At 47.4% G+C, this 25,855-nt stretch carries 23 protein-coding genes; 6 read left to right on the forward strand and 17 right to left on the reverse strand.

Annotation, left to right across the window (positions count from 1 at the left end; translation table 11 throughout):
- Positions 1-5: 5 nt before the first annotated feature.
- From coaD to ACF8PK_RS14690, 5 genes are all read right to left on the reverse strand, one after another.
- On the reverse strand, positions 6-503 hold the full coding sequence (coaD, locus tag ACF8PK_RS14670) for a pantetheine-phosphate adenylyltransferase (protein WP_206982239.1): 498 nt from the start codon (positions 501-503) through the stop codon (positions 6-8).
- An 85-nt stretch (positions 504-588) separates the two neighbouring features.
- Positions 589-1,683, reverse strand: coding sequence for a glycosyltransferase family 4 protein (locus ACF8PK_RS14675; RefSeq protein ID WP_392441993.1), 1,095 nt, complete (start codon positions 1,681-1,683; stop codon positions 589-591).
- An 83-nt stretch (positions 1,684-1,766) separates the two neighbouring features.
- Complete coding sequence (locus ACF8PK_RS14680; RefSeq protein WP_392441994.1) at positions 1,767-2,807, reverse strand: glycosyltransferase family 4 protein; 1,041 nt, start codon at positions 2,805-2,807, stop codon at positions 1,767-1,769.
- Entirely contained in the window at positions 2,804-3,595 is a 792-nt protein-coding gene (locus ACF8PK_RS14685) for a glycosyltransferase family 2 protein (protein WP_004728416.1), read from the reverse strand. The genes ACF8PK_RS14680 and ACF8PK_RS14685 overlap by 4 nt, the downstream gene beginning before the upstream one ends.
- Positions 3,588-4,658: a glycosyltransferase family 9 protein gene (locus tag ACF8PK_RS14690; protein WP_075989081.1), complete on the reverse strand. Its 1,071-nt coding sequence runs from the start codon at positions 4,656-4,658 to the stop codon at positions 3,588-3,590. Before ACF8PK_RS14690 ends, ACF8PK_RS14685 begins: the two co-directional genes overlap by 8 nt.
- Positions 4,659-4,812: 154 nt before the next feature.
- Between ACF8PK_RS14690 and ACF8PK_RS14695 the strand changes: the two genes are divergently transcribed.
- Entirely contained in the window at positions 4,813-5,526 is a 714-nt protein-coding gene (locus tag ACF8PK_RS14695) for a 3-deoxy-D-manno-octulosonic acid kinase (RefSeq protein WP_154180583.1), read from the forward strand.
- 176 nt (positions 5,527-5,702) lie between these two features.
- On the opposite strand, the gene waaA is transcribed toward ACF8PK_RS14695, so the two are convergent.
- From waaA to ACF8PK_RS14715, 4 genes are all read right to left on the reverse strand, one after another.
- The gene (waaA, locus tag ACF8PK_RS14700; protein WP_392441999.1) at positions 5,703-6,968 is read right to left on the reverse strand and encodes a lipid IV(A) 3-deoxy-D-manno-octulosonic acid transferase; all 1,266 of its coding nucleotides are present in this window, start codon (positions 6,966-6,968) and stop codon (positions 5,703-5,705) included.
- An 8-nt stretch (positions 6,969-6,976) separates the two neighbouring features.
- Positions 6,977-8,026 (reverse strand): lipopolysaccharide heptosyltransferase II, encoded by a 1,050-nt coding sequence (gene waaF / locus ACF8PK_RS14705; protein ID WP_392442001.1) that lies wholly within the window; start codon positions 8,024-8,026, stop codon positions 6,977-6,979.
- 88 nt (positions 8,027-8,114) lie between these two features.
- Positions 8,115-9,161, reverse strand: a complete 1,047-nt coding sequence (locus tag ACF8PK_RS14710) for a hypothetical protein (RefSeq protein WP_254413515.1) — start codon at positions 9,159-9,161, stop codon at positions 8,115-8,117.
- A 2-nt stretch (positions 9,162-9,163) separates the two neighbouring features.
- Positions 9,164-10,033, reverse strand: coding sequence for a phosphotransferase (locus ACF8PK_RS14715; protein ID WP_014204054.1), 870 nt, complete (start codon positions 10,031-10,033; stop codon positions 9,164-9,166).
- 220 nt (positions 10,034-10,253) lie between these two features.
- On the opposite strand from ACF8PK_RS14715, the gene ACF8PK_RS14720 reads away from it, so the two are divergent.
- Both ACF8PK_RS14720 and ACF8PK_RS14725 read left to right on the forward strand, forming a co-directional pair.
- Positions 10,254-11,381: a glycosyltransferase gene (locus ACF8PK_RS14720; protein ID WP_392442003.1), complete on the forward strand. Its 1,128-nt coding sequence runs from the start codon at positions 10,254-10,256 to the stop codon at positions 11,379-11,381.
- Positions 11,368-12,384 carry a WavE lipopolysaccharide synthesis family protein gene (locus ACF8PK_RS14725; RefSeq protein ID WP_392442006.1) on the forward strand — a complete coding sequence of 339 codons (1,017 nt, stop codon included), beginning with the start codon at positions 11,368-11,370 and terminating at the stop codon, positions 12,382-12,384. The genes ACF8PK_RS14720 and ACF8PK_RS14725 overlap by 14 nt, the downstream gene beginning before the upstream one ends.
- A gap of 73 nt (positions 12,385-12,457) precedes the next feature.
- Here the strand turns inward: ACF8PK_RS14725 and ACF8PK_RS14730 are convergent, their stop codons facing one another.
- The 8 genes from ACF8PK_RS14730 to ACF8PK_RS14765 form a co-directional block, all read right to left on the reverse strand.
- Complete coding sequence (locus ACF8PK_RS14730; protein WP_392442009.1) at positions 12,458-13,633, reverse strand: O-antigen ligase family protein; 1,176 nt, start codon at positions 13,631-13,633, stop codon at positions 12,458-12,460.
- Positions 13,633-14,619, reverse strand: a complete 987-nt coding sequence (gene lpxM, locus ACF8PK_RS14735; protein WP_392442011.1) for a lauroyl-Kdo(2)-lipid IV(A) myristoyltransferase — start codon at positions 14,617-14,619, stop codon at positions 13,633-13,635. The genes ACF8PK_RS14730 and lpxM overlap by 1 nt, the downstream gene beginning before the upstream one ends.
- 237 nt (positions 14,620-14,856) lie before the next feature.
- Positions 14,857-16,023, reverse strand: coding sequence for a nucleotide sugar dehydrogenase (locus ACF8PK_RS14740; RefSeq protein ID WP_392442013.1), 1,167 nt, complete (start codon positions 16,021-16,023; stop codon positions 14,857-14,859).
- A 40-nt stretch (positions 16,024-16,063) separates the two neighbouring features.
- Positions 16,064-17,005, reverse strand: coding sequence for an ADP-glyceromanno-heptose 6-epimerase (rfaD, locus tag ACF8PK_RS14745; protein WP_392442016.1), 942 nt, complete (start codon positions 17,003-17,005; stop codon positions 16,064-16,066).
- A 156-nt stretch (positions 17,006-17,161) separates the two neighbouring features.
- The gene (locus tag ACF8PK_RS14750; RefSeq protein WP_392442018.1) at positions 17,162-19,417 is read right to left on the reverse strand and encodes a YjbH domain-containing protein; all 2,256 of its coding nucleotides are present in this window, start codon (positions 19,415-19,417) and stop codon (positions 17,162-17,164) included.
- Positions 19,414-20,172 (reverse strand): capsule biosynthesis GfcC family protein, encoded by a 759-nt coding sequence (locus ACF8PK_RS14755; RefSeq protein WP_392442021.1) that lies wholly within the window; start codon positions 20,170-20,172, stop codon positions 19,414-19,416. Before ACF8PK_RS14755 ends, ACF8PK_RS14750 begins: the two co-directional genes overlap by 4 nt.
- Positions 20,172-20,804: a YjbF family lipoprotein gene (locus tag ACF8PK_RS14760; protein WP_286279766.1), complete on the reverse strand. Its 633-nt coding sequence runs from the start codon at positions 20,802-20,804 to the stop codon at positions 20,172-20,174. Before ACF8PK_RS14760 ends, ACF8PK_RS14755 begins: the two co-directional genes overlap by 1 nt.
- A 255-nt stretch (positions 20,805-21,059) precedes the next feature.
- Entirely contained in the window at positions 21,060-21,311 is a 252-nt protein-coding gene (locus tag ACF8PK_RS14765) for a hypothetical protein (RefSeq protein ID WP_392442024.1), read from the reverse strand.
- 598 nt (positions 21,312-21,909) lie between these two features.
- On the opposite strand from ACF8PK_RS14765, the gene ACF8PK_RS14770 reads away from it, so the two are divergent.
- From ACF8PK_RS14770 to ACF8PK_RS14780, 3 genes are all read left to right on the forward strand, one after another.
- The gene (locus ACF8PK_RS14770) at positions 21,910-23,046 is read left to right on the forward strand and encodes a polysaccharide export protein (RefSeq protein WP_392442026.1); all 1,137 of its coding nucleotides are present in this window, start codon (positions 21,910-21,912) and stop codon (positions 23,044-23,046) included.
- Positions 23,047-23,059: 13 nt separating this feature from the next.
- Positions 23,060-23,500 carry a low molecular weight phosphotyrosine protein phosphatase gene (locus ACF8PK_RS14775; RefSeq protein ID WP_392442028.1) on the forward strand — a complete coding sequence of 147 codons (441 nt, stop codon included), beginning with the start codon at positions 23,060-23,062 and terminating at the stop codon, positions 23,498-23,500.
- 81 nt (positions 23,501-23,581) lie between these two features.
- Positions 23,582-25,744, forward strand: coding sequence for a polysaccharide biosynthesis tyrosine autokinase (locus ACF8PK_RS14780; RefSeq protein WP_392442031.1), 2,163 nt, complete (start codon positions 23,582-23,584; stop codon positions 25,742-25,744).
- The last annotated feature ends 111 nt before the right edge of the window (positions 25,745-25,855 follow it).

Raw genomic sequence — 25,855 nt, forward strand, 5'->3', positions numbered from 1 at the left:
TGACGTTATTCCACAATCTTTTTGCCGTGCAGCGCGTTGGCCACCAACTCAGGCACAAACGCATCCACGTTGCCCCCGTGAATCGCGACTTCGCGGACCAACGATGAGGAGATAAATGCGTACTCTTCCGCCGGGGTGAGGAACACACTCTCCAGCCCGGGCATCAAGCGCCGGTACATGTTGGTCAGGCCGAATTCGTATTCAAAATCGACCGTAGTGCGCAGGCCGCGTACCAATACGGTGGCGCCTTCGGCTTTGGCAAAATCCACCATCAAGCCAGAGAACCCTTTTGCCGTCACGTTATCCAGATGTGAAGTGACCGCTTTGGCAAAGGCCACGCGCTCTTCCAGCGTAAACAGGGTGTTTTTGCTTGGACTGGCAGCCACCGCGATGATCACTTCATCAAACATGCTGGCAGCCCGCTCAATCAAATCGAGATGGCCGTTGGTAATGGGGTCAAAGGTGCCCGGGTAAATAACGCGGGAAATACTTTTTGAATTCACAATGTTCTACTCAGTGTTTATGCGTGTAGGGGTATGCTAAACAAAACTGTGCCGCCAAACCATGACAATTTGACGGCAAGCATGATTATTTTTCATCCAATAACGATTGGAAAAAGTCCAGATGCTGCTGCGCGCTTTCCTGACAGGAGAAATCGTTGATCATCCGCTGCTGCGCTTTGTGGCCCATCGCTTGACGATGTTGCTCAGACGCGTACAGCCACTGAATTTTATCGGCGATGGCTGAGGCATCACTCACCGGCACAACGAATCCGGTTTCGCCGTCGATCAAGAGTTCTTTGCCGCCGCCGGTGGTGGTCACGACGGAAGGAATGCCCATCGCCATGGCTTCAATGATGGTTTTGGGTAAGCCTTCTCCGCTAATCGAAGGCTGCACTTGTACTTGGCTTGCCGCCAGCAGTTCCGGCACATCTTTGCGGTAACCGAGGAAATGTATGCGATCGCGCATGCCACTTGCTTCAGCCAATTTCAGGTTCTGTTCGGTATCCATATCACGACCAACCAGCAGCAAGTGTAAATTCGGCAATGACGCCAGTTGTTTCGCGCTCTCAAGCAGCACGTGTACGCCTTTACTTGGTCGCGCATTGGCGATACAGATGGCGCTGAACGCGTCGTCCGGCAGCCCCAGTGCGCTTAAATTCGCCGGCTGCGCTTGATACCAAGCAATGTCGTGGCCTTTGTAAATCGTGACCACTTTGTCGGCGCGTTTCCACACATGTTTACGCACATCGTCAGTCACCGCCTGTGCCACACAACTGATGCCGTCGATACGAGGATGCAAGTGGGTCAGGTAGGCGGTGGGATCGTGACGATACAACCCGCCGACTGTGCCGCGATAGCTCACCAGTTTGGTGTGTTTGAAGCCGATGCAGGCAAATGCCGCGTTGGGAATGGTTTTGGAGTTCATGGCATACACCACGTCATAACGTTCTTGACGCAGCGCGTGACGCAAAGTTTTAATCGTGTTGAGACAAATCTTTTTCTTTGGATAGCAGTCGATGATGGTCACGCCGTTGTCGCGAAAACGTGGCACATACTCCGCATCGCCTTGCGTCATGATGGTCACCTCATGGCCGAGCTTGGCCATTTCAATAAACATCTCCGCTTCCGGACGCACGCTGTTCCAGGCATCACGATAGGAGCTAAAAATTAAGATTTTCATGGTCTCACATTACCTCAGCCGCAGTGAAACTGCAGCGGTGTTCAAATTTGGTGGCTGACGCGTCTTCGTGCCGCGAGCCTAGATTATAACTTTCCGGCCGCAACGCGAGCGTAAAGCTGCTCATAGCGTTTGGCGGTATTCTCAATCAGAAAGCCTTGCAGTTTTTTCTCGCGTCCGATGGCGAGCTTTTCGCGCAACGTGGCGTCGCTGCGAATGGTTTCAATCGCATCGGCCAATTCGAGGCCATCGCCGGGCTCAATCAAAAGCCCTGACTCTTGATGGTCAATAATATCCGGGATACCGCCCGCGCGAGCACCAATCACTGGTAAGCCATTGCCCATCGCTTCCAGAATCACTGAGCCCAAACCTTCGCTATAGGAGGGGTGAACCAGCAAGTCGGCAGCAGCAAACCAATCGCCCATGTTGCTCTGTTTGCCCATGAACGACACGTTGGTTAAGCCTGCGGCTTGCTGCTCTAGGGCGGCTCGCTCTTTACCATCTCCTAACAGTGCAAAATGAACCTCAGGGGCGCGCTGAGCCAACGCTTTTGCTGCGTTCAGGGTGACATCAAAACCTTTGTGTTTGAGCATGTTTGCGGCGTGGATGACCAGAAATTTGCCACTGAATTGCTGCTTGATGCGCGCCACGTTGGCGTCATCAATCGGGTAGGCGACTGGCGAGCTGGGAATGATCTCAATGCTTTGGGTTGGGTACGCGTCACGAATGCGGGCCGCGATTTCATGGCTCAGGCCAACCAACAACGCAGCGTGGCAGTAAGCTTGGTTCGATAACCATTTTTTGCGCAGCGGATTGTCGATGCGACGCGTCACCATATATGGCACGCCATGCAATGCGTGTTGCAGCCATGCCCAGTAAATGGCTCGGCCTTCATGCACATGAATCAATTCACAGCCGTCAGTCACGCGTTTGCCATGTTGGAGTAAATAATGGCTGGCGGCGATCACTCGGCAAGGCAGCTCGGACACGCGCGCAAAAAACGGACTTTTGGGGTTGGCGACAATCGTCAGCTGATAGCCCATGCGAATCTGCTGCTTGATGAGTTGCAGTGTCTGGTTTTCTCCGCCGTGATAGCCGGATGCCAAGTTAACGTGGCAGATATTCATTTCTGTTTTTGCTCCTGCTTGCGCACGTAGTCGCGCAGCCACAAATCTGCATACCGAGTAAACGTGGTGTTGGCGCTTAACATCGCCAACAGTAAGCCATGGCGACCATCGAGAAAGCCGCGTTTAATCACGTACATTTTAAAGAAGCGGAAAAATCCATGCAGTATTGCGCCGCCCAACGACGCTTTCTTGCGTCCTTCACGTTGGTCAGCCCACGCTTTCATGTATTGCTGCGTTTTTGCGGTGTACTGTGGCAGATACTCAAAGGTGTAGTGCTCGAGATAACCTTTTAACGACCGCAGTTGAAATCCGGATGGGATTTCTACGCTCTCATGTACCAAGGCTTGGTTGTATTGTGTGTCGCGCGTGCGGTAAAGGCGCGTGACCCAGTCGGGGGACCAGCCTGAATAGCGAATCTGTTTGCCAAACGCGGTGGTGAGACGATCAATCTGGTAGACGGTGTTGGGTTTGTCGGCGTGGACCGCTTGTAAAATTTGTTCTTTGAGCGCATCGGTCACGCGTTCATCGGCATCGAGCCACAACACATAGTCTGAGGTAATGTGCGATTGCGCCAAGCGGCGCTGAGGGCCAAAGCCTGGCCACTCGGTGTTGACGAAAAATTTGTCGGTATAGCGGCGAGCGATGGCTTCAGTTTGATCGCTGCTGCCGGAATCAAGAATGACGATTTCGTCGACCCACTGATACACCGTGTCTAAGCAGGCTTGCAGGTGCTTGGCTTCGTTTTTCACGATCAGGGCGACCGCCAATGTTGGAGTGGTATTAGCCATGATTTGGGTTACCTAACTGTGTTGTCGCTGACATCATGCGATCAAAGGTGGTGATGACCGCATCGAGCGTGATGGCCTGCATCAGATCCGCGCCTTTGGCACGTGTGCTCCACGCCAGCAGTTCCAGCGGTTTGCCTTGCTGCTCGGTCACGAACGGTTCGTACACACTCACCACATCTTTGATATTAAAGTATGGCCCCGTGCGCTTCGGGTTGCTGTGGGCATACAAGCCCAGTACGGGCGTGCCTTGTGTGGTGGCAATATGTGCCGGGCCAGAATCCGGAGCAAGCACTAACTTCGCTTCGCCCAAGACGGCGGTCAGTTGTTTTAAATTGGTTTTGCCCACTAGATTGAGCACCGGATGCGTCATCAAGGCACTGATTTGCTCTGCTAATTTCTGCTCGCGCGGCGCAGGAGAGCCACACAAGGCGACCTGATACCCTTGAGCAATGACGTAATCGGCAAATTGCGCGTAACGTTCCGTGACCCAGTTGCGCTCATCTTTACTGGCGGCCGGGCTGATGACGATGGTCGGTTGGCTGCCCAGTTGCGCGCGGGCAAATTGCCGATCGTTTTCAGAAATTGGCAGGTGCCAGGTCGGTGTTTGGCGCGGCACGCCAAGAAATTCGGTAAACGAGAAAAAACTGTCGAGCACATGCGCCGATTCGGTGTCGGCAATCTTGCGGTTAGTGAACAACCACTGACCTTCTTTGGCCCGTTTGCGGTTGAATCCCACTTTGTACTGCGCGCGAATGCCCAGCGTGACCAAACTGGCGCGCAGGGCTAACTGCATGTGTACCAGCGCATCAAAATGACGCCCTTTCAGTTGCTGCCAAACCGCTTTGATTCCAGACCAGCCGGCTTTTTTATCAAAGACGACCAATTCAACGTTCGGCAAACCTTGGAGCAATTGGGCTTCGACTTTGCCAATCACCCAGGTTACTTGGGTATCTGGCCAGTGTTGTTGCAGGTTTTGAACCGCGGCAACGGCATGACAAACGTCGCCAATCGCCGACAGGCGCAGAAAACAGACCGACTTCGGAGGCGCAGTGAACAGTGGCATCAAATAAGCTCTTCAATTAATGAGGCTAAATTATGCAGAGTCCACCGATAAATGTAAAATAACCGCATTCTTTTCCTCTCTTTATTGGTGTGAAGATGCCAATTTTGACGAGATCAGCCACCTTGTGTGTCAATCACTATAGCGGGAACCCAGCGTGATCAAACAGCAGCAGCTTAGCAAACATCAGACAATTTGGTATGACGACCAATGGGTCAATGAACCGTTGGCGTCGTTGTTTGACCCCGAATATTGGCAAGCCAATCAGCGGGTGATTGGCAGCGCGCAAGGGCGTGGTACCACGTGGTTTGTTCAAATGGCAGCGTTGCCAGCGGCGTTGCGTCATTATCGCCGGGGCGGCTTGTTTGGCAAATTGGTCAGTGACAGTTATTGGTTTCAAGGGTGGGAACAAACCCGCAGCTGCGCCGAATTTCAATTGCTGCATCATTTGCGTGAGCAAGGGGTGAATGTTCCGCGCCCGATTGCTGCTCGCGCCCTGCGTCGGGGCTGCGTGTATCAGGCCGATATTCTCAGTGAGAAAATCGCCAACGCGCGGGACTTGGTGGCAGTGTTACAAGACAAAGCCTTGCCTGAGGCGCTTTATCATCGCATTGGTCAACAGGTGGCGAAGCTGCACCGTGCTCAGGTCAATCACACCGATTTGAATATTCACAACATTCTGCTCGATGATCACGACCATGTGTGGATCATTGATTTTGATAAATGTGCGATTCAAGAGGGCGATGGCTGGAAAGCGGAGAATTTGGCGCGACTGCTGCGATCGTTTCGCAAAGAGCAGTTACGCGCCCATATCAAATGGCAAGACGCCGAATGGCAGGCGTTACTGGCCGGTTATCAAACCCCGATTTAATGCTTATTGTTATGCCATTGTGCAGCGATAGCCATAAACGACTGATACACCTGTTCTGCAGTGAATTTCTCATACCCGACCGATAAATCTGGGATGGATTTATCTTCCAACAGAGCGTCAATGTATGCCGTCAGGCAGCGCTCATGAGTTCATGTGAAGGTATCTAAGAGCATACTTTAATCATGGTACAGGGAAATATTGGCGACAGTGCGCGATATTGCACCTCTATTCTGCTTCACTACGTTTTGCGCGTTGATTCCCTTCTGTTGCATCAGTTGGGGGCTCGCCCAAAGCTGTTGAAGGTTATCTGCAATCTGTGGTGCATTTTCGCAAATACTCACGGCATCGTTGTCTTGTAGCATTTGCATTATTTCATTGAAATTATAATAGCTTAGACCATTGAGCAGCGGTTTTCCAAGTGCGGCGGGTTCAAGCAGATTGTGCCCGCCGACTTTCTCGCCGATTAAACTGCCGCCCATGAAGCAGATGTCGGCCGCACTGATCAGCGCCAACAGCTCTCCCATGGTATCGCCTAAGTAGATCTGAGTGCCTGGGGCTATTGAGGCGGATGAGGTTCTGCGATGCGTTGTGAAGCCGTGTTGAATGCACAAGTCGAATACGGCGTTAAATCGTTCCGGGTGACGGGGCACAAGGATCAATAGGGCATTTGGAAATTGTTTCAGCAACGCCTGATGTGCGTCGAGGAGAATGGCATCTTCGCCGTCGTGGGTGCTGGCGGCAATCCATACCGGGCGTGCTACGCCCAGTTCTGCACGTAATTGTCGCCCTTGTTCAAGTACGGTGGGGGCGATCTCAATATCAAACTTAATCGAGCCCGTCACCTGAACTTGTTCCGGTTGAAAACCCAAGCGAAGAAAACGTTGAGCATCGCTATCGTACTGACACAAAATCCGATCGACGTAGGGGCGAATCAGTTGAAAGAGTGCAGAAAACTGTTGATAGCGAAGGCAAGAACGCTCGGATAAACGCGCATTGATCACGGTGACTGGCACCGCCTGTTGATGAACGGTTTTTAAGGTATTGGGCCACAGCTCGGTTTCCACAATCAATAGTTGTGAAGGGTGGACCGCTTTCAAGAAGCGACGGACACACCACGCAAAGTCTAACGGCATGTAGCGATGTTCAACGAGATCGCCCAATTTGGTAATTTGCTCTGCGCCCGTGCTGGTGGTGGTGGTGACGACAATGGCCTGATTGGGCTGCGCTTGTTTGATGGCTTTGATCACCGGAATCGCGGCAATGGATTCACCCACGGAAACCGCATGAATCCAAATCGGTTTTTGGGCGGTCACCTTGGGGGTCATGCCCCAATGTTCTTTCCAGCGAACGCCAAACGCAGGTTTTCCCGGCTTCTTTTTGTACAGGGAATAGAGCAAAATCGGGCTCGCCAGCACCAGCAGCAGGGTATAAATCAGGCGCATATAACGTTCTACTCCTGCGCTGCGTGATCGAACTGCATTAATGCATCAATGACGCGTTGCGGTGCCAGCTCTTTCAGACACTTCAAATGGCCCAATGGACACTCGCGCTTAAAGCACGGTCTGCATTCAATTTCAGTTTGAATGATAGCTTTTTTCACGGCCAGAGGTGGGGTGTACGTTGGCGAAGTGGAGCCATATACGCCGACCACTTGGCAACCCACCGCGGCGGCCACATGCATTAACCCCGAATCATTGCTGACGACGCTCTCGCAGCAGGCCAGCATGTCGACGGCTTCGATTAAGCTGGTTTTTCCCGCCAAATCAACGAGGTGTGCTCGTTGGTCGTCGCTGAGGTCGGCCGCAATGGCTTGTGTGGTTTTGCTATCTTTCGCCGAACCAAACAGCCAAACTTGTTTCCCAGCATCGATCATCGCCGCAGCGACGGCGGCGTAATGTTCGGTTGGCCATTGCTTCGCTGGTCCAAATTCAGCGCCGGGACATAAGCCGATGATTGGGCGAGTGGCGTGAAGGGCAAACTTATCGCGCGTGTGTTGCTGAGCATCTTTGTCAATATATAGGCTTGGGCGCGGCAAGGTGTCGAGGCCGCCTAATGAGGTGGAGTCCACCATGGTGGCTTTGGGATGCGCCAAAGCAACATAACGCTCGGTCATGTATTGGAAGGATTTTTTATTTGGGCGCAAATCGTTCAGCAATCCGTAACGCATCTCACCTTTCCAACCCGTTCTGACTGGAATATCGGCAAACCAAGGAATCAGCGCAGATTTAGCGGAATTCGGCAGAACATAAGCCTGATCATATTGGCCACGCATCGATTTGCCGATGGCACGGCGACCAAGCAAGTTAAAATCACCATGCCCTAACGGCATTTCGATCGCTTGGTGGACTTCGGGCATGCGCTCCAAAATGGGTTTGCACCATGCGGGCGCCATGACATCGATGACGGCGTCGGGATGTTGTTGCTTAAGACGCGTATAGAGGCATTGAGACATCACCATGTCTCCGACCCATGAGGGGCCTATGACCAAAATTTTTTTCATATCAGTTTTGCCAAAACAGGCTGCCACGTCGGAAAAAGCCGACTAGACAAAGAAAAATAGAGGGGCGTCCCCGCCCCTGTGAACAATATTAATCGTCAAACAGACTGCTTAATGTTTCGCGGTCACGCTCAAGATTAATTGCTACCGCCGATGGATACGGGTTAGTTGCTGAGTAATCGTTGATCAGGAAACGGCGAGTATGAGGTAACCCGAACAGGCAGCGATCAACACGCACACCAAATTTCTCCAGTTCAGCTACGGTGTAATCGATCTCACTTTCCGGGCGCGATGAGGTCAGTACTAAGAATAGGCCACCATCTTTCTGCAGTTGTTTAATTTTATTAAGGTTGGATTCCAGCCCAGGCGTTTTCCAGCCGTTCTTAGCAAACTTACTGCCATTTTTAAGCAAGACACCATCAACGTCACAAAATACCGTGATGTATTTTTTGCAGTAGTGGCGGTACTCGCGCAATGTACCCCAGTCGGTGTAGTCTGCTGCTGATTTTTTCACAAACTCTTCGGTGGACATCAGCATCTTATAGATGACGTGTGAAATGTAGACTTCTTTATCGGATGAAATGGATTTAAACACGTTGCAGAAGTCATTTGCTGAAGCAAAGCTGTAGCCGCCGCAACAGAAGAAGTTACTGATCACCTCTTTCTCAACAATGTTAGAAATAATGCCCAACGAGTCAACTTCGATGTAACTTTTGTTTTTAGCATCAACCAGTTCAATGTCATTGAGATCAATTGCTGTCACGCTGTTGACTGGTTCAGGCTGACAAGAGAAGACGTTATCGCAGTCCTTGATAAAGATAGAACCTTCGATGTTTCCTTGTTTGATAGCCTGGTAAATCGTCTCTGATTGTGAAGAGGTTGGCTCATCAAGAATCACCAACTCCGGTACTACGGAAGTGCTGCGCTCAAAGCTCTCGATGACCATCTCTGCAGAAGTGTATTTTTCCAAATGTTCTTTCAGGCAGACAATCACGATTTTATCGAACACGGCCAGATCCATTTTTTCGATTGATTTCTCAATCATTAGCTTTCCGTCCGGCATAGTCAGCAACCATTTTGGTCTCATATTCGGAAAACGGGAAGAACGACCTGCGACGGGAAGGATTAACGTAAACATAATTACCTTGCTAGTTTATTCATGGATTTGACCATGACACGATTAAACCAATCGATGGTTACCTGGTCTTGGTCGTCAATGTAAGGGGCGATACGCAATAGAGTCAGGGTTTCTATTACTCGCATTTCATACCAGAACAAACGTTCCAGTGTTCTCAGGAATGAAGGATAAGCGTATTCGCAGAAAATTTCTCCTTTAATACGGATACTCTCTTTTTCTTTCCTGAAGCTCCAGCCATATTCAAAATCCTGGATCATTTTAGCGGCATCCTGCAGCGGGCTGTCTATCTCGCAGCTAAGAAAGTCAAACAGATAGAGTTGATTCTCCTCCGTTACTTTGAGGTTAGCCAGTGTTAAATCACCGTGGCACTCACCCATAGGCATGTGAAGATCGCGTTGGCAGAACTGTTCAAATTGCTCTATCTGTTGTGCAAGCTGCGGAAATATCTCGTACTTACCGTTAAGATTCGCTTTAATAGTGCTGGTCTTTTCCCGGATTGCTGATACTGGGTACGTATCATCTTCACTAGCAGCAATGCTGTTGAGCAGATAAAAGTCCAACGCAACCTTTAAGTTTTTGGCCACCGTTTTAGAACCGCGATAAGCAACTCGTTCACCACCAAGGCCTTCTATATAAGGCATGGTAATGGTCAATTGTTCAACGGACTTCTCCGTTTCGAATACAGGAATGGCTAGGATGTCAAAAGAGGGGGTGTGTAAAGACTTAAAGCGCTGCTGTTTTTGGATGCCAAGGAAATTTTTTTCAATCGCAGAGGTGATGGATTTTTCTACCAAGTAGTTTCGATCATTTTGAATGACTCGCAGTCGTGCTCCTGAGTGAGAAGCCGCTTGAATTTTCTTGTCTATATCCATACTTAAAGAGTTACCTTAAGAGTTATGACTGGTCTTTGGTATCAGGAAAATACCGCAAATTATACAGCGAATCAGCGATGGCGAAAAGGTTGCAACCTATCAAGACGTTAGCTGTATCACTTGGTGTCAATTGATGCTATGACTCGGTAACTGTTACACTACCCTTAGCTTGGCGCCATATCTTAATTAGGCGTGTTATTAGTTTAATCAGAGACAAACAATGAAAATTGCCTTTCTAGTTGGTGGGAATTATTCAACCAGCTTGTACATAGTGACACAAGATATAGTCAATCAAATGAGGCTGGCTGGGCATCAGGTTGACTATCTTTTTGTAGAAGAAAAACAGCCGAATTTGAAAGAGAATGATAAGTTTGTTCTGATTAAAGGTATCAGCAAAGAAAGTTTGAAAACTCCGGGTGGTTTTTTATTCCGTCTGCTTAAAAACATTCTCAGTCGTCATGTCTACGCCTATCTGTTCAGCGGGTATTTTTCCCGGCAGTTACAAAAAGAGCTAAGTGGCTATGACGGAGTTTTTATTCACGGAACCCTGTATCTATCTTTTCACAGGTTGAATCTGCCTCATTATTGTGTACTACACAGTTGCAAATATGAAAACTTCTTAGGGCGTTATACCGGAATAGGTAAAAACTTTTATCAACACCTTTACCAAAAAATTTACAGTGATAAAAGGCTGTTGGCCGTATCTGAGTCCGTGAAACTGGACATGATTGAAAAAATGCAAGCAACGCCGTTGAGTATTGAGACTATTTATAATGGTTTCGATTTCGAGGCTTTGCAGAAGAAAGCATCGTCAGATAAGGCGTTGCATCACAAACCTTTTATTCTTGCTGCCGGGAGACCGGACAGAACTAAACGGTTTGATGTGCTGCTAAAAGCGTATGCGAAAACGCAGCGAAGTCATGATCTGCTGATTTTTGGTGATGGACGTAAACTCAATGATATCAAGAAATTGGCGAAGTTATTAGGGATTGAACAGCAGGTTGTTTTCAAAGGATTCAGTCGTGATATCTTGCCCTATTTTAAACAGGCTAGCGCTTATATCCTAAGTTCTGATGTCGAAGGTCTGCCAACGGTTGTTGTTGAAAGTCTTGCGTTGGGAACGCCCGTTGTAGCCACGGATGTGGGTGGGGTTCGTGAGCTTCTGAATGGTGATTTAAGCCAGTGGATCGTTCCCAAAGGTGATGTAGACGCCCTAGCGCAAAAAATCGATCAGTTGTTAGCTAATCCGCCTCTTGTCGGCCCTGAAAATATCGCTTTTTTAGACTATCGCCTTATCAGCGACAAATACCTTAAATACAGTGAAAAGATGCACAATGGATTACAGTGATATCAGCGTAGTGGTTCAAGGGCCGGTACAAACCTTCAGTGATCGCCCGCAAGAGCCGAATATTACCCATAAATGTCTGGATTCGATAAGACAGCATTTACCTGGTGCACATATCATACTCTCCACTTGGCCGGAGCAGAACCTGACTGGGCTGGATTACGATACTCTGGTTATTTCTGATGATCCTGGCAGCAACAGTCGAAACTATACTCTCAAAGGCGAAGCACAACAGTACAATAACAACCGTCAGATTGTGTCATCCCGTGAAGGACTAAAGCGTGTTACAACCAAATATGCGATGAAACTGCGTAGTGATAATTTTTTGACCGGTAATGGGGTTGTACAATTACAACAACAGTATACCAAGCGTAGTGCCAAATATGCTTTCTTTAACGAGCGAGTGGTGGTGAGTGATGTTTTCACGCGTAAATACGCTAAAGGGTATCCGGTTGCCTTTCATGTTAGTGACTTTTTTTACTTCGGGCGCACTGAAGATGTATTAGCGTTGTGGAATTTCCCTTTGTTTACAGACTTCTTGCCAAGTAAAAATGAGGCGATTAACCCGGGTTTTCCTGATTTCGTTACTGACTGCACACAAGCGTTACTCTTGGCGGCATTGCAGCAGTTTGACCCAGAAATTCGGTTAGAAAGCCTGTTGGATAACAGTAAAGACAAATTGGTGTTATCGGAACAAATAATTGCCAATAACCTGATTGTTGCACCATTGGATAAGATCAACCTTGGTCTGTGCCAGAAGTTTTTGGGTCAGGCACGGGTATCAAGAACTAGTGGGCAAGTCGCTCATCTGCAGTTTTTTGAATGGCAGAAGCTGGTGAAGACATATTGCGACCCGCAACTAAAGATTGAGAACTACTGGCCAAAGAAAATCGACTTGTTTGTGAAACGTTGTTTGTATGTCTATCCAACCCGAATCCAGACCCGTATTAAGCAGAAAAAACGTAAACGTCAGGGCGAGAAAGTTACCAGAAAAATACTAGGTTAAAGCTTTGGTTTAAACGCAATAAAAAAACACCGCATTCGCGGTGTTTTTTGTCTTAGATTCAGAATCAGGATTTTTACTCTGAATCGGAAAATAGCTGGTGAGTCATACTGCATAAAGGGATAATCAGTAGCAAATACAGAAGATTCGTTTCTGCATACCAAAACGGTACATCAGTCAAGCAGGCGACAAAGTAAAGACAAACCAGCGCCAGGAGTAATGAGCTGCCAGGCAGCTGCCGGTGCTTAAGTGCATAAATCGCTGGCACGATAAGCAGCAGCAACGTTAGAATCAGACCCACAATACCCATTTTGGCTAGGTTTTCAAAAAACTGATTGTGATAGTGATCCGGATGGAACTTACCGATAGAAGGACGTAATTCACCTTGCTGAACTAGTTTTTGCAGAATCTGTTTATGCTCAGAGCCCACCCCGAACCAAAGATTGTGTTGAGCTATTTTTAACGCGGCATCCCACATCTGAAAGCGTAAACCAATTGAACTTGAATAATCGCCAATCTCTATTTTGCTGTACTCCGCTTTTGTTTTATCCAGTCTTTTGTAGATAGTGTCTTTCATCAGTATCGAAGTGGTAATCAACACGATTGCAGCGATTATCAAGAGCGTTCTATTTTGCTTGTTATTTTTCAGATGAAATACAGAAAGAATAATAATGGCACACACCAGAGCTAGCCAAAGGCCGCGGGTTTCTGACAGGACCACACAGCTCGTCGTCAGGAGAAATGTAAGTAGCGGAATGATCTTACGGGTATGAAAAAAAAGAAAAAGGCCTAAGGTCGCAACTGCGGCACAGATGGTCGCGTAAGGTATGGCATTGAGCAATCCGGTGTTTCTGATTGTGAGTTGACCATAATATAAGGTATTACTAAACAAAACAATTGAGCCAACAAACGATAGCCAGATGAAAAATCGAGTGGTGAGCAACTGATATGGGAAAAATAGCATGAGTAAGCTAGTTGCAAGGTAAACGCGCAGCATGCTGGGGCTGGAGTCCATAAAAATATCCTTGCCAACCACGTAGAGTGTCATAGCCGCAACGATAAGTAGAGCGGGGTTTTTACGGTTATTTTTAATCGTTTCCCAGCGGTAATAAGTAATACTCGCTACAATGGCAATCAGCGAGCCGATCACCATTTTTTTATCGCCTTTATCAATGATGGTCAGCGCAGTAAACACATAAAAATAGGGGAGTAAAATTAAAAATTTGAATAAAAGTTGTATATTGAGTGACATTACTTTTTATTCCGTGTGTAAGGGTTAACATCAGAATCCGGTCGTGTTTTCAGCAGTCGAAGAATCCACATATATTGTTCTGGGCGTTGTGACACATAGTTTTCAATGCATTCGTTCATCATTCGTGCGTCCTGATGTTCATCGCCGGTTGGGAAAGGCAGCTCAGGATAGAAATCCAATTCATATTGGCCAGTTTGACTGTTGAACATGGCAAACAGCGGCACGATTTTCGATTTGCTCAACGTAGAAAGGCGACCTAATCCTGCGATGGTTGCTTTTTGAGTGGCAAAAAAATCAACAAAGACGCTGTGTTCTCGCCCCAAGTCCTCATCCGGTAGGTAATAACCCAAGTAACCGTCTTTACGTACTGATTTGATGAACGGTTTGATCCCGACACTGCGATCATACACGCGACCACCGTATTGCACGCGCTGCTTATGCATCAACCAGTCAGAGACTTTATTTTTCTGGCTTTTGGCCATCGCAGAAACAGGGTGACCACGCGAAGCCAACAAGATAGCGGGAATATCGATCGCCCAGGTATGCGGGACCAGGAGAATGACATTTTCACCCCGATCTAGAACCTGTTCGACGTGCTCGAAACCCCGCAGGGTCGTATTCGCCTCTAGCCAAGCTTTGCTGCGCAGGGATGTTGAGGCAAACCCCATCAGAAACATCACGGAAGTGATGTACATCTCAACAAGGATTTTCTCGCGGTCACTATCGGACTGCTCTGGGAAACACATCCGTAAATTCACTCGTGCGCGAGTATTGGCTTTACTTTTGATGTTGACCGCGAGCTTGGCGAGGCTTTTGGCGATCAGTCGTTTGATTGCCACCGGCAGAAAACTCAATACACAGGCCACGATCACGGCCAACCAAGTTCCCCAGTAACGAGGATGCAGGAAGTTCATACTGAACTGTGGATTATAAGCGTAATCATCATGGTCATTACGTGGTGATGATGAAGAGTGTGATGACGACATAAGTGGCTCAGATTGGATTGCTTTTTTAGTAAAATTGTGACCGAGTATAGCAGTTAACTGGGTGGGAAACAGTAAGCAATGTGGTGATTCAGACAGCACAAAGTAATTTTCCGTCCGCGACTTGAGTAAATTGGGGCGGGGTTGTATTTGGATATAAAAACAGCCACCTGAGGTGGCTGTTTCATTCATCACCATAACATCCATGATGATGAATGATGGCGGTGTACCGGTGGACGTTTAATCGTTGCCAAACAAATCTCGGGTATACACTTTCGCTTCAACATCTTTCAACTCTTCGGACAAGCGGTTCGAGACAATAATGTCGGCCTCTTGTTTGAATGCTTCCAGATCGTTGACCACGCGGGAGTGGAAGAAATGCGCTTCTTTGAGTACAGGTTCGTACACAATCACTTCAATCCCTTTCGCTTTAATGCGTTTCATGATGCCCTGAATTGACGACGCGCGGAAGTTATCGGAACCCGCTTTCATGATCAATCGATAGATCCCCACAACTTTTGGTTGACGCTGAATGACCGAATCGGCAATGAAATCTTTGCGTGTACGGTTGGCATCAACAATGGCACCAATGATGTTGTTAGGCACATTTTGATAGTTGGCCAGCAGTTGCTTGGTATCTTTTGGCAGGCAGTAACCGCCGTAGCCAAAGGAAGGGTTGTTGTAGTGATTGCCGATACGAGGGTCAAGACTCACGCCTTCGATGATTTGGCGGCTATCGAGGCCATGAACTTCTGCGTAAGAGTCCAATTCATTGAAGTACGCCACACGCATGGCGAGGTATGTGTTCGAGAACAACTTCACCGCTTCTGCTTCGGTTGAGTTGGTAAACAAAACCGGAATATCTTGTTTGATGGCGCCTTCCATCAATAGGTTTGCAAACGTTTCGGCACGCTCGCTTTGTTCACCCACAATGATGCGTGAGGGGTACAAGTTGTCGTACAGCGCTTTGCCTTCACGCAGGAACTCAGGCGAGAAAATAATGTTTGAGCAGTTGAGGTCCTGTTTTAGTTTTTCGGTGTAGCCGACAGGAATCGTGGATTTAATCACCATCACCGCTTCAGGGTTGATGGCCATGACATCACGAATCACCGCTTCAACGGATGACGTGTTGAAGTAGTTGGTATTGGGATCGTAGTCGGTCGGTGTCGCGATAATCACAAATGCTGCGTCTTGATAGGCCAACGTTTTGTCGGTTGTCGCTGTGAAGTTCAGTTGCTTTTCGGTCAGAAACTGCGTGATCTCTTTATCAACAATCGGTGACTGCTGACGGTTGAGCATCTCGATCTTCTCTTCGACGATATCCAGAGCCACCACTTCGTTGTGTTGAGCGAGGAGTAAGGCATTGGACAGACCGACATAGCCTGTCCCCGCGACTGCGATTTTCATGTTGTTCTCTCTTAAAGCTTGATGACGTTGTATTGCTGATTCATTCGTTGATGATCGATAAGTATTCAGCGACGCCTTGTGCCACCGACTTAAACTCGATATCGCACCCTGCCGCGCGCAATTTGGTCAAGTCGGCTTGCGTGTATTCTTGGTATGCACCTTTGAGGTGCTCTGGGAATGGAATGGTTTCAACCTGACCTTGACCATGATGCGCAATCACGGCTTTGGCGACTTCGTTAAACGACTCGGCTTTGCCGGTGCCGCAGTTGAAAATGCCGGATTTGCCGTGTTCTAAGAACCAAAGATTCACCGCCGCAACATCGCCCACATAGACAAAATCACGTTTGAACAGTTCACTGCCCGCAAAAAGTTTTGGATTTTCGCCTGCGTTCATCTGGTTGTTCAAATGGAACGCCACCGACGCCATGGATCCTTTGTGTTGCTCACGTGGGCCGTACACATTGAAATAGCGGAAACCGGTAATTTGAGACAGCTTCTCGTGATGCTCTTCCGCATCGAGCCACAGACGGCGTACGTAATTATCAAACTGCTGCTTTGAATAGCCATAAACGTTCAGTGCACCTTCGTACTGAGGCTCTTCCACGAATGTGTCGGTTTCACCATAAGTGGCCGCAGAGGAGGCGTACAAAAACGGAATTTCTCGCTCCAAGCAGTAATGCAGCAGCTCTTTCGAATACTCGTAGTTATTGAGCATCATGTATTTGCCATCCCATTCGGTGGTGGCAGAGCATGCGCCCTCATGGAAGACGGCATCGATAGGGCCAAAGTCATCGCCGGCCATAATCTGAGTGAGGAAGTCATCGCGATCCATATAATCTGCGATTTGGAGATCCACGAGATTTTTGAACTTGCGGCCATTTTTTAGATGGTCAACAACCAGAATATCCGTGATGCCGCGCGCGTTGAGCGCCTGAACAATATTGCTGCCAATCATGCCAGCGCCACCAGTTACGATGATCATAGTCTTTCCATTTAAGCGTGAAATATGTCCCGAATATTAGCAGCAATGCGGTTTCATGGCTATTCGAGTTGTGGGCGTGGTGATGTGGCTACACAAGACAAACAGAGTTTGCAAAAATGGGGTTAATGAATCACTAACCCCACTTGAATACATCACTTATTTGGCTTCAGAAACTTGGCTTTTTCGCTCAAACCAAGGGCTACGGGCATCCGTGAGATCGTATAAGTGATACTTACGTCCCAGCATCTGACCGCCATCGCGAGTGATTGGCTGCCATACGATGTTCGCGCGGCTGGTGGATGGTTTAATGGTCATGATGTCAAACGGTACGGAAACGTAAAACCCTTTGTTGTAGCTGCCTTCACCGTATTCTTCCGTGGTTAGATCTGTGACGGTCGCAAATGCCCCGACAATGACACCGGACTTAAACTGTTTCGAGATGTCGACACGGACCCCTTTATCGCCACCGAGGAATTTACCGACACTGACTTTAAACAGGGTGTTATCGATCCACTCCCATTGTGGCGTGTAATAAGTGGTAATTTGACCGGTTGTGCCCTGGTCGAGTACGTATGCCTGACAGCTCACGTCGCCTGTACTACAGTTGCTGGCATTGTAGCCATCATAGTAGACGTACTGATCGCTATAGATGCCAAACCAAGAGTCAGGATCACGTTGAGAGATTAAGTTGGCATCCACGCCGATGGCCCAATTGCTATTCAATGGGCGATAGAGAACTTCACCGCCCACACCCGCAAACATGGTTTCTAGGTAACCCGCGTAGGCTTGGGTATACACTTGTTGCAACGGTTGCTCGAACCACGTCAGCTGCAGGTTGTTTAAACGCACAGGGTTGTCGTGAACGTAGGCGCGGAACATGGTGCGAACACGCGGCACTGCAAAGTTGGAAATGTGCGGGTTGTTCTCGACGTAATTAAATTTGTCGTAGTTATCGGCAAGATTGACGTAAATCGAACCACTGGCTTCAAGGTTGTTGGTTAACCAGACATTTGCGTTGGTATTGAAACCAATTTGATAGAGATAAAAGGACTCAGGTCCGCCAAACGATTGTTGTAGAACGGGTGAAATACCAGCACCCCAACGCTGTTTAGTTTGTGCAAGTTGCTGCCCAGAAGCTCGAGTGCTTGGTTCCGAATGCGTGGTGACATCTGACATGTTCGCACCGATATAATCGTGGTTAGCGACTTTTTTATACCCGCTCGCTGAAATTTCAGCTTCGGTTAGGTCTACACCATTGTGTTGCTCTACGATTTTATAAGTACGAATAGATTCTGGCGCATGATTGGCTAAAATCGCAGCGGCGCGATCTTGTGCCTCTTCGCGATCGCGATATTTCGTTTGTTGACCGGTAATGATTAACGTGTCGCCATCTTGACGGATGGTGTTTTTCTCATAGCCCGCATTGCTTGCAAGTTGCTCGCTGACTTCATCCCAATTCGGGTTAGCAACCGGGCGAGCCGTGACCGCCATTTTCGGCTCATCTCGCCAAATGGCCTCAATTTGATCGAAATTGGTATAGAGGTTTAGGCCAACAGTAAAGGTGTCGCCGCGTTGGTAGCTGACTTTAGCATCGCCCCAATCACCCAAACGATAGAGGACCCCGAAGTTCCATGGCGTGTGTTGTGTCATGGGCTTTCCACCCGTGACATGTGGAAAATCTTGCGAATAATCATTGGCGTCGTATTCGACTTTGAGGCGCAATGGGTCATACGGTGTTTGGTATTCGATACCACCAAACAACGCCGCCGGCCCGCGGAACCAACGGCCAGTATCAATTGAGCCGCCACTTTCTTTTGTTTCTGTGCTGCGTTCGCAGAAACGATCACTGGCTTTACAAAATGGGTTCGTGATGTTGCCACTTTGGCCAACATAGCCCCATCCCATACCGAGCGTGACGTCGAGATTGCCAAAACGTTTGGTGGCAGCAATAAACTCACCATCAAACAGCCCCGTACCGCCAATATCGCGAATACCAATCGAGGTTTCGGGGAGCCAATAGCCTTCTTCAAATAAACGCAGTTTGACGTCAATCCCTTTATCGGTATACAGGTTGTCGCCGCTGTAGTCTGGATTGGCGTTATATTGCATCTCAGGAACGCGCGTGTAGCGAATGGTGGATTCTAACCAAGGAAACAGTTGAATGGAGGTATAAAAATGTTGATAGTCATCATTCACATTGACGCCAAAATTAAACTCACCTTCAGCCGTCATTCGGCCAGAGGGCATTTGCATCAGACCCACACCACCGAAATCAGATTGAGAGGGTTTTAGCGCCACTGGGGTGAGTGTTGACGCCAACAATGCACTTGAGAATGTGCCAGAGATAAGGCCAATGCACACTGCGCTCAGTTTAAAGGCCAATGCGGTGGATGAACGTACCGAATGTGTCATAGCGCAGAACCCTCAATCATGCTGATCAGTGTGGCAATATCTTGTTCCAGTTGAACCATCTCTTGGTCGCTGGCGTTAAATCCGACGAGGAGCGCGCTACCTGGTTTCAAATGCGTGTGTGCATTATTCCAGTAGGCATAACCAACGTGAGTGATCTCACCCTCCGGAGAAATCACCCATGCATCGCTGTGATGCTTCTTATGGGGTGAGCGAGAGCGGGCGATATAATCGGCAACAGTGAAGTTGGCGTTAAATGTCATCTGTTGCTGCTCGGATAGACCAAATAACGTAATCGAATTGGGGCGCTGGGCAAGTTCAAGTTGAAATTGCCCGGGCAACAGCGGGTTGAGTTCTGGCTTCAGGCGAACGGCATCGACATCCAAGTTGAGTTTTTCTCGATAGCCGTATTGGTAACCACTGAGTTGCGTGAGTAGCTGTTTCGCTGCGATGCGATAGGTCTCGTTGTTTAACAACGCGCTTAATCGCGCTTTCACGCCGGCATAGAGTTCTTGAGCTTTATCGGCTTTCGCTTTAGAAAACAAGCGATAGCCTTCGTGATAAGTGTTTAGATGATTTGTTTGATTGGCTTGTTGTTGGGCATCGAGCAAGACGCGATCCAGCCGAACCGATTGGTTGTATTGTAAAATCACCTGTTGCATCGGTAAGGTCACGGTCGTCGGGGTATTCGCCCATGCAGAAGTGCTGCTAACGCTGGTTAAGCATAATAACAGCCAAGTTGGAATGGTTTTGGTCATTATTTCCCTTCCACATATGGTTTCAGAATATCCATTTCGATTTGACCCATTTGTGGGCCAATGTGCTGGATACTTTTGAGTACCCAGCCTTCTTTACTCACCCAATAGTGATTTTGAATGCTGGTCGTAAGTTCTGGGTAGGACACCGTTTCCTGCCAGTGATCCAAGGTTTCTCGCCAAAGTTCAGAGGTGACTTTATCGCGGCTCAGTTTGGTGGTCGAAACGTTGGCGATATAACCGTACTGATTGCCCGCTTGCCAGTCGTAGTAAGTCTGCCAATTTGAAGCGGAATCCCACGTTTGCATTGCGCTGTCTCGATGAGCCAAATTATGCACCGGGAAATTGATTGTTTTAACGATTCGTCCTTGTTCCGTCACGATCATGGCGTGATCTTGAGAAATCCATTTGAGTTGAGTTTGGCCAGTGGCAGGATTGTTCTCGGCATAAGCCAATACCATAAAGACTTTAGGGCCGTTATTGAGTCTCACGTAGGCACTGGCGAAAGGGATATCGGCAATTTGCTTGGCACTGAGTTCAACATCGTCAATGCCCCAAAAAGCTTCTTTGAGGGTTTCGTTGACACTGGAAATTCTTTGCGAACAACCAGTTAACAGTACAACACTTAATATCATCGTTGCACTGCCTAAATTACGCCATCCTAACGTTGGAATCATTGTTTAAACAGCCTTGTTTATCATGTTGGGTTATGTTTTTTAGCCACTTAGATTAACAGTCTTAATCAGAGTCAGCAATCTTAGCTAGGTTCTTAAATCGTTAATTTTTAGAAAGAACATGAGTTGCTCATATAAAAAAAAGACCAACAAAAAGTTGGTCTTTTCTAAGCTCAAATAGGAGAAAAACCCTTGTGGATTTAGTCTCTTCGCTGATTAGTTAGTGCCTGTTGTACCTGTTGTACCGTCACTGCTGTTGCTTTCAGAAACAGCAACAGCGGCGGTGACCACCACAGCTGTACCAATAGCAACACCAGAAGCGGTCACACCGCCAACCGCTGCGCCAGTTGCAGCGCCACCAGCGGCACCGCCACTAGAAGCGGCGGCAGCTGCACCTTCTTCACCGGCAGCGAATACTGACGTTGAAGCACCTAGCGCAACTAGCATTGCTAATGCGATATTTTTCATAGATAGTCCTTAATATACAAATTTAAACATCGATGTTTGAAGTGTGTATTGCACTTCGATTCTCATTGTAGATACAAATTGTTTGTAAAGTAAACGGTGAGATGTTGTTAAAAAGAGATAACTTGAGATGCACTCATCCTTAACTCAAATTTTCACAGAGAAAATGACGACAATAAATTGTCATCTTAACAACGATGTGCATAATAAACGCCCGAAGAATTAAGGTGGCAAAATAGCCGCTTGAACTAAAAACAACGTCAAATAGCTCGTTAGTCACGTTTTGTATGAAAATCGTGAGCGCAATGTGGTCAGCGCTAACACCAAAGGGCGGTAGCGTCTAAAGTTTTGGTATAAAACCACATTTATTACGGTTGATTATTTTCTTTTTTATCAAAGAACGTACTATAACAAACTAACTTGCCGATACGGCTCGGGTTGGAATCTGGCAAACGATATAGTTAAACGTTAAGGAACGAGCCTTTAACTATATCGAAATCAAAGAGGCACAAGGCCGCATCGGTCTCGTGAATGCTTGGTTGAATTTTCCCAGAGATTACAAGAACAAGAGTGAACTTGTTCATAACAAAAATTGGCTTACATGGAACTGAAAAAAAAACTCCTTATCGCGGTATTGCTGCCGACGATTCTTGCCGGGTGCACCATCGTGCCCGGATCGCACATTTCTTCAAATGGTAAAAATGTTGTTCAATCAAATCCTGAACAGGACGACAACATCTCTGACCAAGTCAATATCTATCCATTAGATGCTCACTCTGTCGTTCGTTATCAGACGCATCCGGATTTCCGTTCACGCGCAAATTCTGATCTTGATGCATTAATTGCGTCTTATGAGTATAAGGTTGGTCCTGGAGACATTCTCAATGTGACTATCTGGGATCACCCTGAATTGACGATTCCTGCGGGCTCTTATCGTAGTGCGTCCGAAGCGGGCAACTGGGTTCATTCCGATGGTTCCATCTTTTATCCTTACATCGGTACCGTTGCCGTCGCTGGAAAAACAGTACGCGAAATTCGCGCTGTCATTTCTGAACGTCTCTCCAAGTACATCGAAAGCCCTCAAGTTGATGTCAGCATAGCCGCCTTTCGTTCGCAAAAAGCTTATGTGACCGGAGAAGTCTCTAGCCCCGGGAAACAAGCAATCACTAATATCCCTCTGACGATTTTAGATGCGATAAACAATGCTGGCGGTCTAGCGGCTGATGCCGATTGGCGTAATGTCACCTTGACTCGCAACGGTGAAGAGCAACACATTTCGTTGTACGCCTTGATGCAGCGTGGTGATCTCACTCAGAACCGATTACTGCAAGCGGGCGATATCATTCACGTGCCGCGTAATGATAGTCAGAAAGTGTTTGTGATGGGCGAAGTCAACGACCCTAAAATGTTAAAAATTGACCGTTCTGGCATGAGTTTGACCGAAGCCCTGAGCAGTGTTGGTGGTATCAATCAGCTTTCTGCCGATGCAACAGGTGTGTTCGTTATCAGAACCTCGAACGATAAATCTGAACGCATTGCTGATATTTACCAACTGAATATTAAAGACGCGTCTGCTTTAGTGGTTGGGACGGAATTCGAAATTCAACCTTATGACATCGTGTACGTCACTGCTGCACCGTTGACGCGTTGGAATCGCGTAGTCAGCCAGTTGGTGCCAACCATTTCCGGATTTAATGATCTCACTGAAGGCGTTCTACGCGTACGCAATTGGCCGTAGAAAGGTGAATTAGATGTTTAATAATATTTTGGTTGTGTGTGTGGGCAACATCTGCCGTTCGCCCAGTGGTGAACGAGTTTTGCAAACGTTGTTACCCAACAAGCACATTGCTTCTGCCGGCATTGGCGCAGAAAAGAGCCGTTTAGTCGGTAAGCCAGCTGATGAAATGGCAACGCAAGTGGCAGATGAACATGGGGTGGATTTGAGTAACCATCATGCTCAGCAACTCACCAGCGCTTTATGTGGTCAATATGATTTAATTTTAGTGATGGAAAAAGGGCATCTCGAAGCACTCACGGAGATTGCGCCTGAAGCGCGCGGTAAAACAATGTTGTTTGGTCAATGGATAGGGCAAAAAGAAATTCCAGATCCTTATCGGCAAAGTAAAGAAGCGTTTGATTATGCCTATAGCTTAATTGAACAGGCCGCGCAAGCATGGGCAAAAAAACTTTGATATAGCGTTGATACCATCGCGACATCACACGGATTTTTATTTTTTCAATTTTCCCGGAAGCTCCCAGGATACGACAATACAATGACAACACAAGCAACCCGATCTTCAGTCGATAGCCAATCAGATGAAATCGATTTAGGCAAACTCTTTGGCATTCTGCTAGATGCCAAATGGATCATCATCATCACGACCTTTGTTTTTGCTGTGCTGGGTGTGGCGTTTGCGCTGCTGTCTACGCCGATTTACAAAGCGGATGCCTTGATTCAGATAGAGCAAAAAAGTTCTGGTGGTATTGGTTCATTAGTTGGTGATATGGGGGAATTGTTTTCTTCTGAGTCATCCGCAACCACTGAAATTGAGATTATCCATTCTCGAATGATTTTAGGGGATACGGTTGATAAGTTTAACCTAACAACCGTCGTGACCCCTGAATATATCCCACTGCTTGGAAAGGGAATTGCGCGTTTAACGGGTGAACGCAATGCTGTGAACGTGAGCCGTTTTACTATTCCTCGCTATGCGGAAGACGATCAGTTTTCAATCGTTGTGCTGGATAGCCGTGCTCAATCCTATCAACTACTTCGTAATGACAAGTTAGTCCTTGAAGGGCAAGTGGGAGAACTGGCTAAAAACGATGGTGTTGAATTATTTGTCACGGATTTGAACGCGAAAGATGGTTTTGAATTTTCGATTCATAAACGCAGTCATCTTGATGCCATTGAATGGTTGAAGCAAAACTTATCTGTGAGCGAACGAGGAAAGCAAACCGGTATTTTGGAACTCAGTTTTACGGGTGAAAACAGAGGTGAAATTACAGGGATACTCAATGACATTGCGCAAAACTATTTTCTACAAAATGTTGAGCGCAAATCAGCAGAGGCTGAAAAAAGCTTAGCGTTTCTGAAAGACAATCTGCCAAATGTCAAACACAGCCTTACAAAAGCGGAAGACATTTTAAATGCATTCCGTCAAAAAAATGATTCCATCGATTTGGGGTTGGAAGCGCAATCGACACTTAAAGTGATGGTTGAGCTAGAAGCACAGTTGAACGAGTTAACCTTCAAAGAAAGTGAAATCAGCCAACGATTTACGAAGGATCACCCTGCATACCGTTCACTGTTAGATAAACGAGCTACGTTATTAAAAGAACAAGAACGTTTAAATCAACAAATTCAGAAAATGCCGAAAACGCAACGTGAAGTGCTGCGCATGACTCGTGATGTGGAAGTGAACCAGCAAATCTATGTGCAACTGCTGAACAAAGTACAAGAGCTCTCGATTGTTAAAGCGGGCACCGTGGGCAATGTGCGGATATTGGATCGCGCGGAATCATACGCGGCCCCCGTGAAACCTAAGAAAGCGTTAATTGTAGTGTTGGCGACGCTACTTGGCGGCATGTTGAGTGTCGCTTTTGTTTTAGTGAAAGCTGCGTTACATCGTGGTGTGGAAAACCCGGATGACATTGAACAAATTGGCCTTTCTGTTTATGCCAGCGTGCCTAAATCGAATCTACAGCTTGAATTGTTTAACAAACTCAAGCGCCATCGCAAACAGAATCAAGAAATGACACTGCTTGCTGAATCCAACCCCGCTGATCTTTCCGTCGAAGCGCTACGCGGCTTACGTACGAGCCTTCACTTTGCCATGATGGAAGCGAAGAATAATGTGTTGATGATCTCTGGCCCTGCACCGGGGATTGGTAAATCCTTTGTGTCGACTAACTTTGCTGCGGTAGCGGCTAAAACGGGTCAAAAGGTATTGCTGATAGATGCCGACATGCGTAAAGGTTACCTGCAGCAACCCTTTGGTTTAGCATGGGAAAATGGATTGTCTGATTTTTTAAGTGGCAAGATAGACTTAAATCAGGCAGTTAAGAGCACTCAAGTTGACAATCTAGACATCATGACGCGTGGTCAAGTGCCACCAAATCCATCAGAGTTACTCATGCATCCACGTTTTAAAGAGTTAATGGAATGGGTGAGCGAACACTACGATTTGGTGATTATCGACACTCCGCCAGTGCTTGCAGTGACCGACCCAAGTATCGTAGGTGCATTGGCTGGCACGACGCTGATGGTGGCACGCTTTGGTATGAACACAGTCAAAGAGATTGATGTTGCTCGAAACCGCTTTGAGCAAGCGGGCATTGAAGTCAAAGGTGTGATTTTGAACGCTACTGAGAAGAAAGCATCTAGTTATTACGGTTACGGCTACTACAACTATTCGTACAAAAGTGATAGCTGAGATTATAAAGAAGAAATGAGCCAGTCAGAATCTGAAAAGAATAACACAGTGATTGTCCCGTTAGATTTTCGTCCTAATGGGGCGCTTTTGTGTAATTCGAGGTAACTAAAT

It is taken from the genome of Vibrio sp. CJQ_6 (assembly GCF_043106745.1).
Lineage (GTDB): Bacteria > Pseudomonadota > Gammaproteobacteria > Enterobacterales > Vibrionaceae > Vibrio > Vibrio furnissii.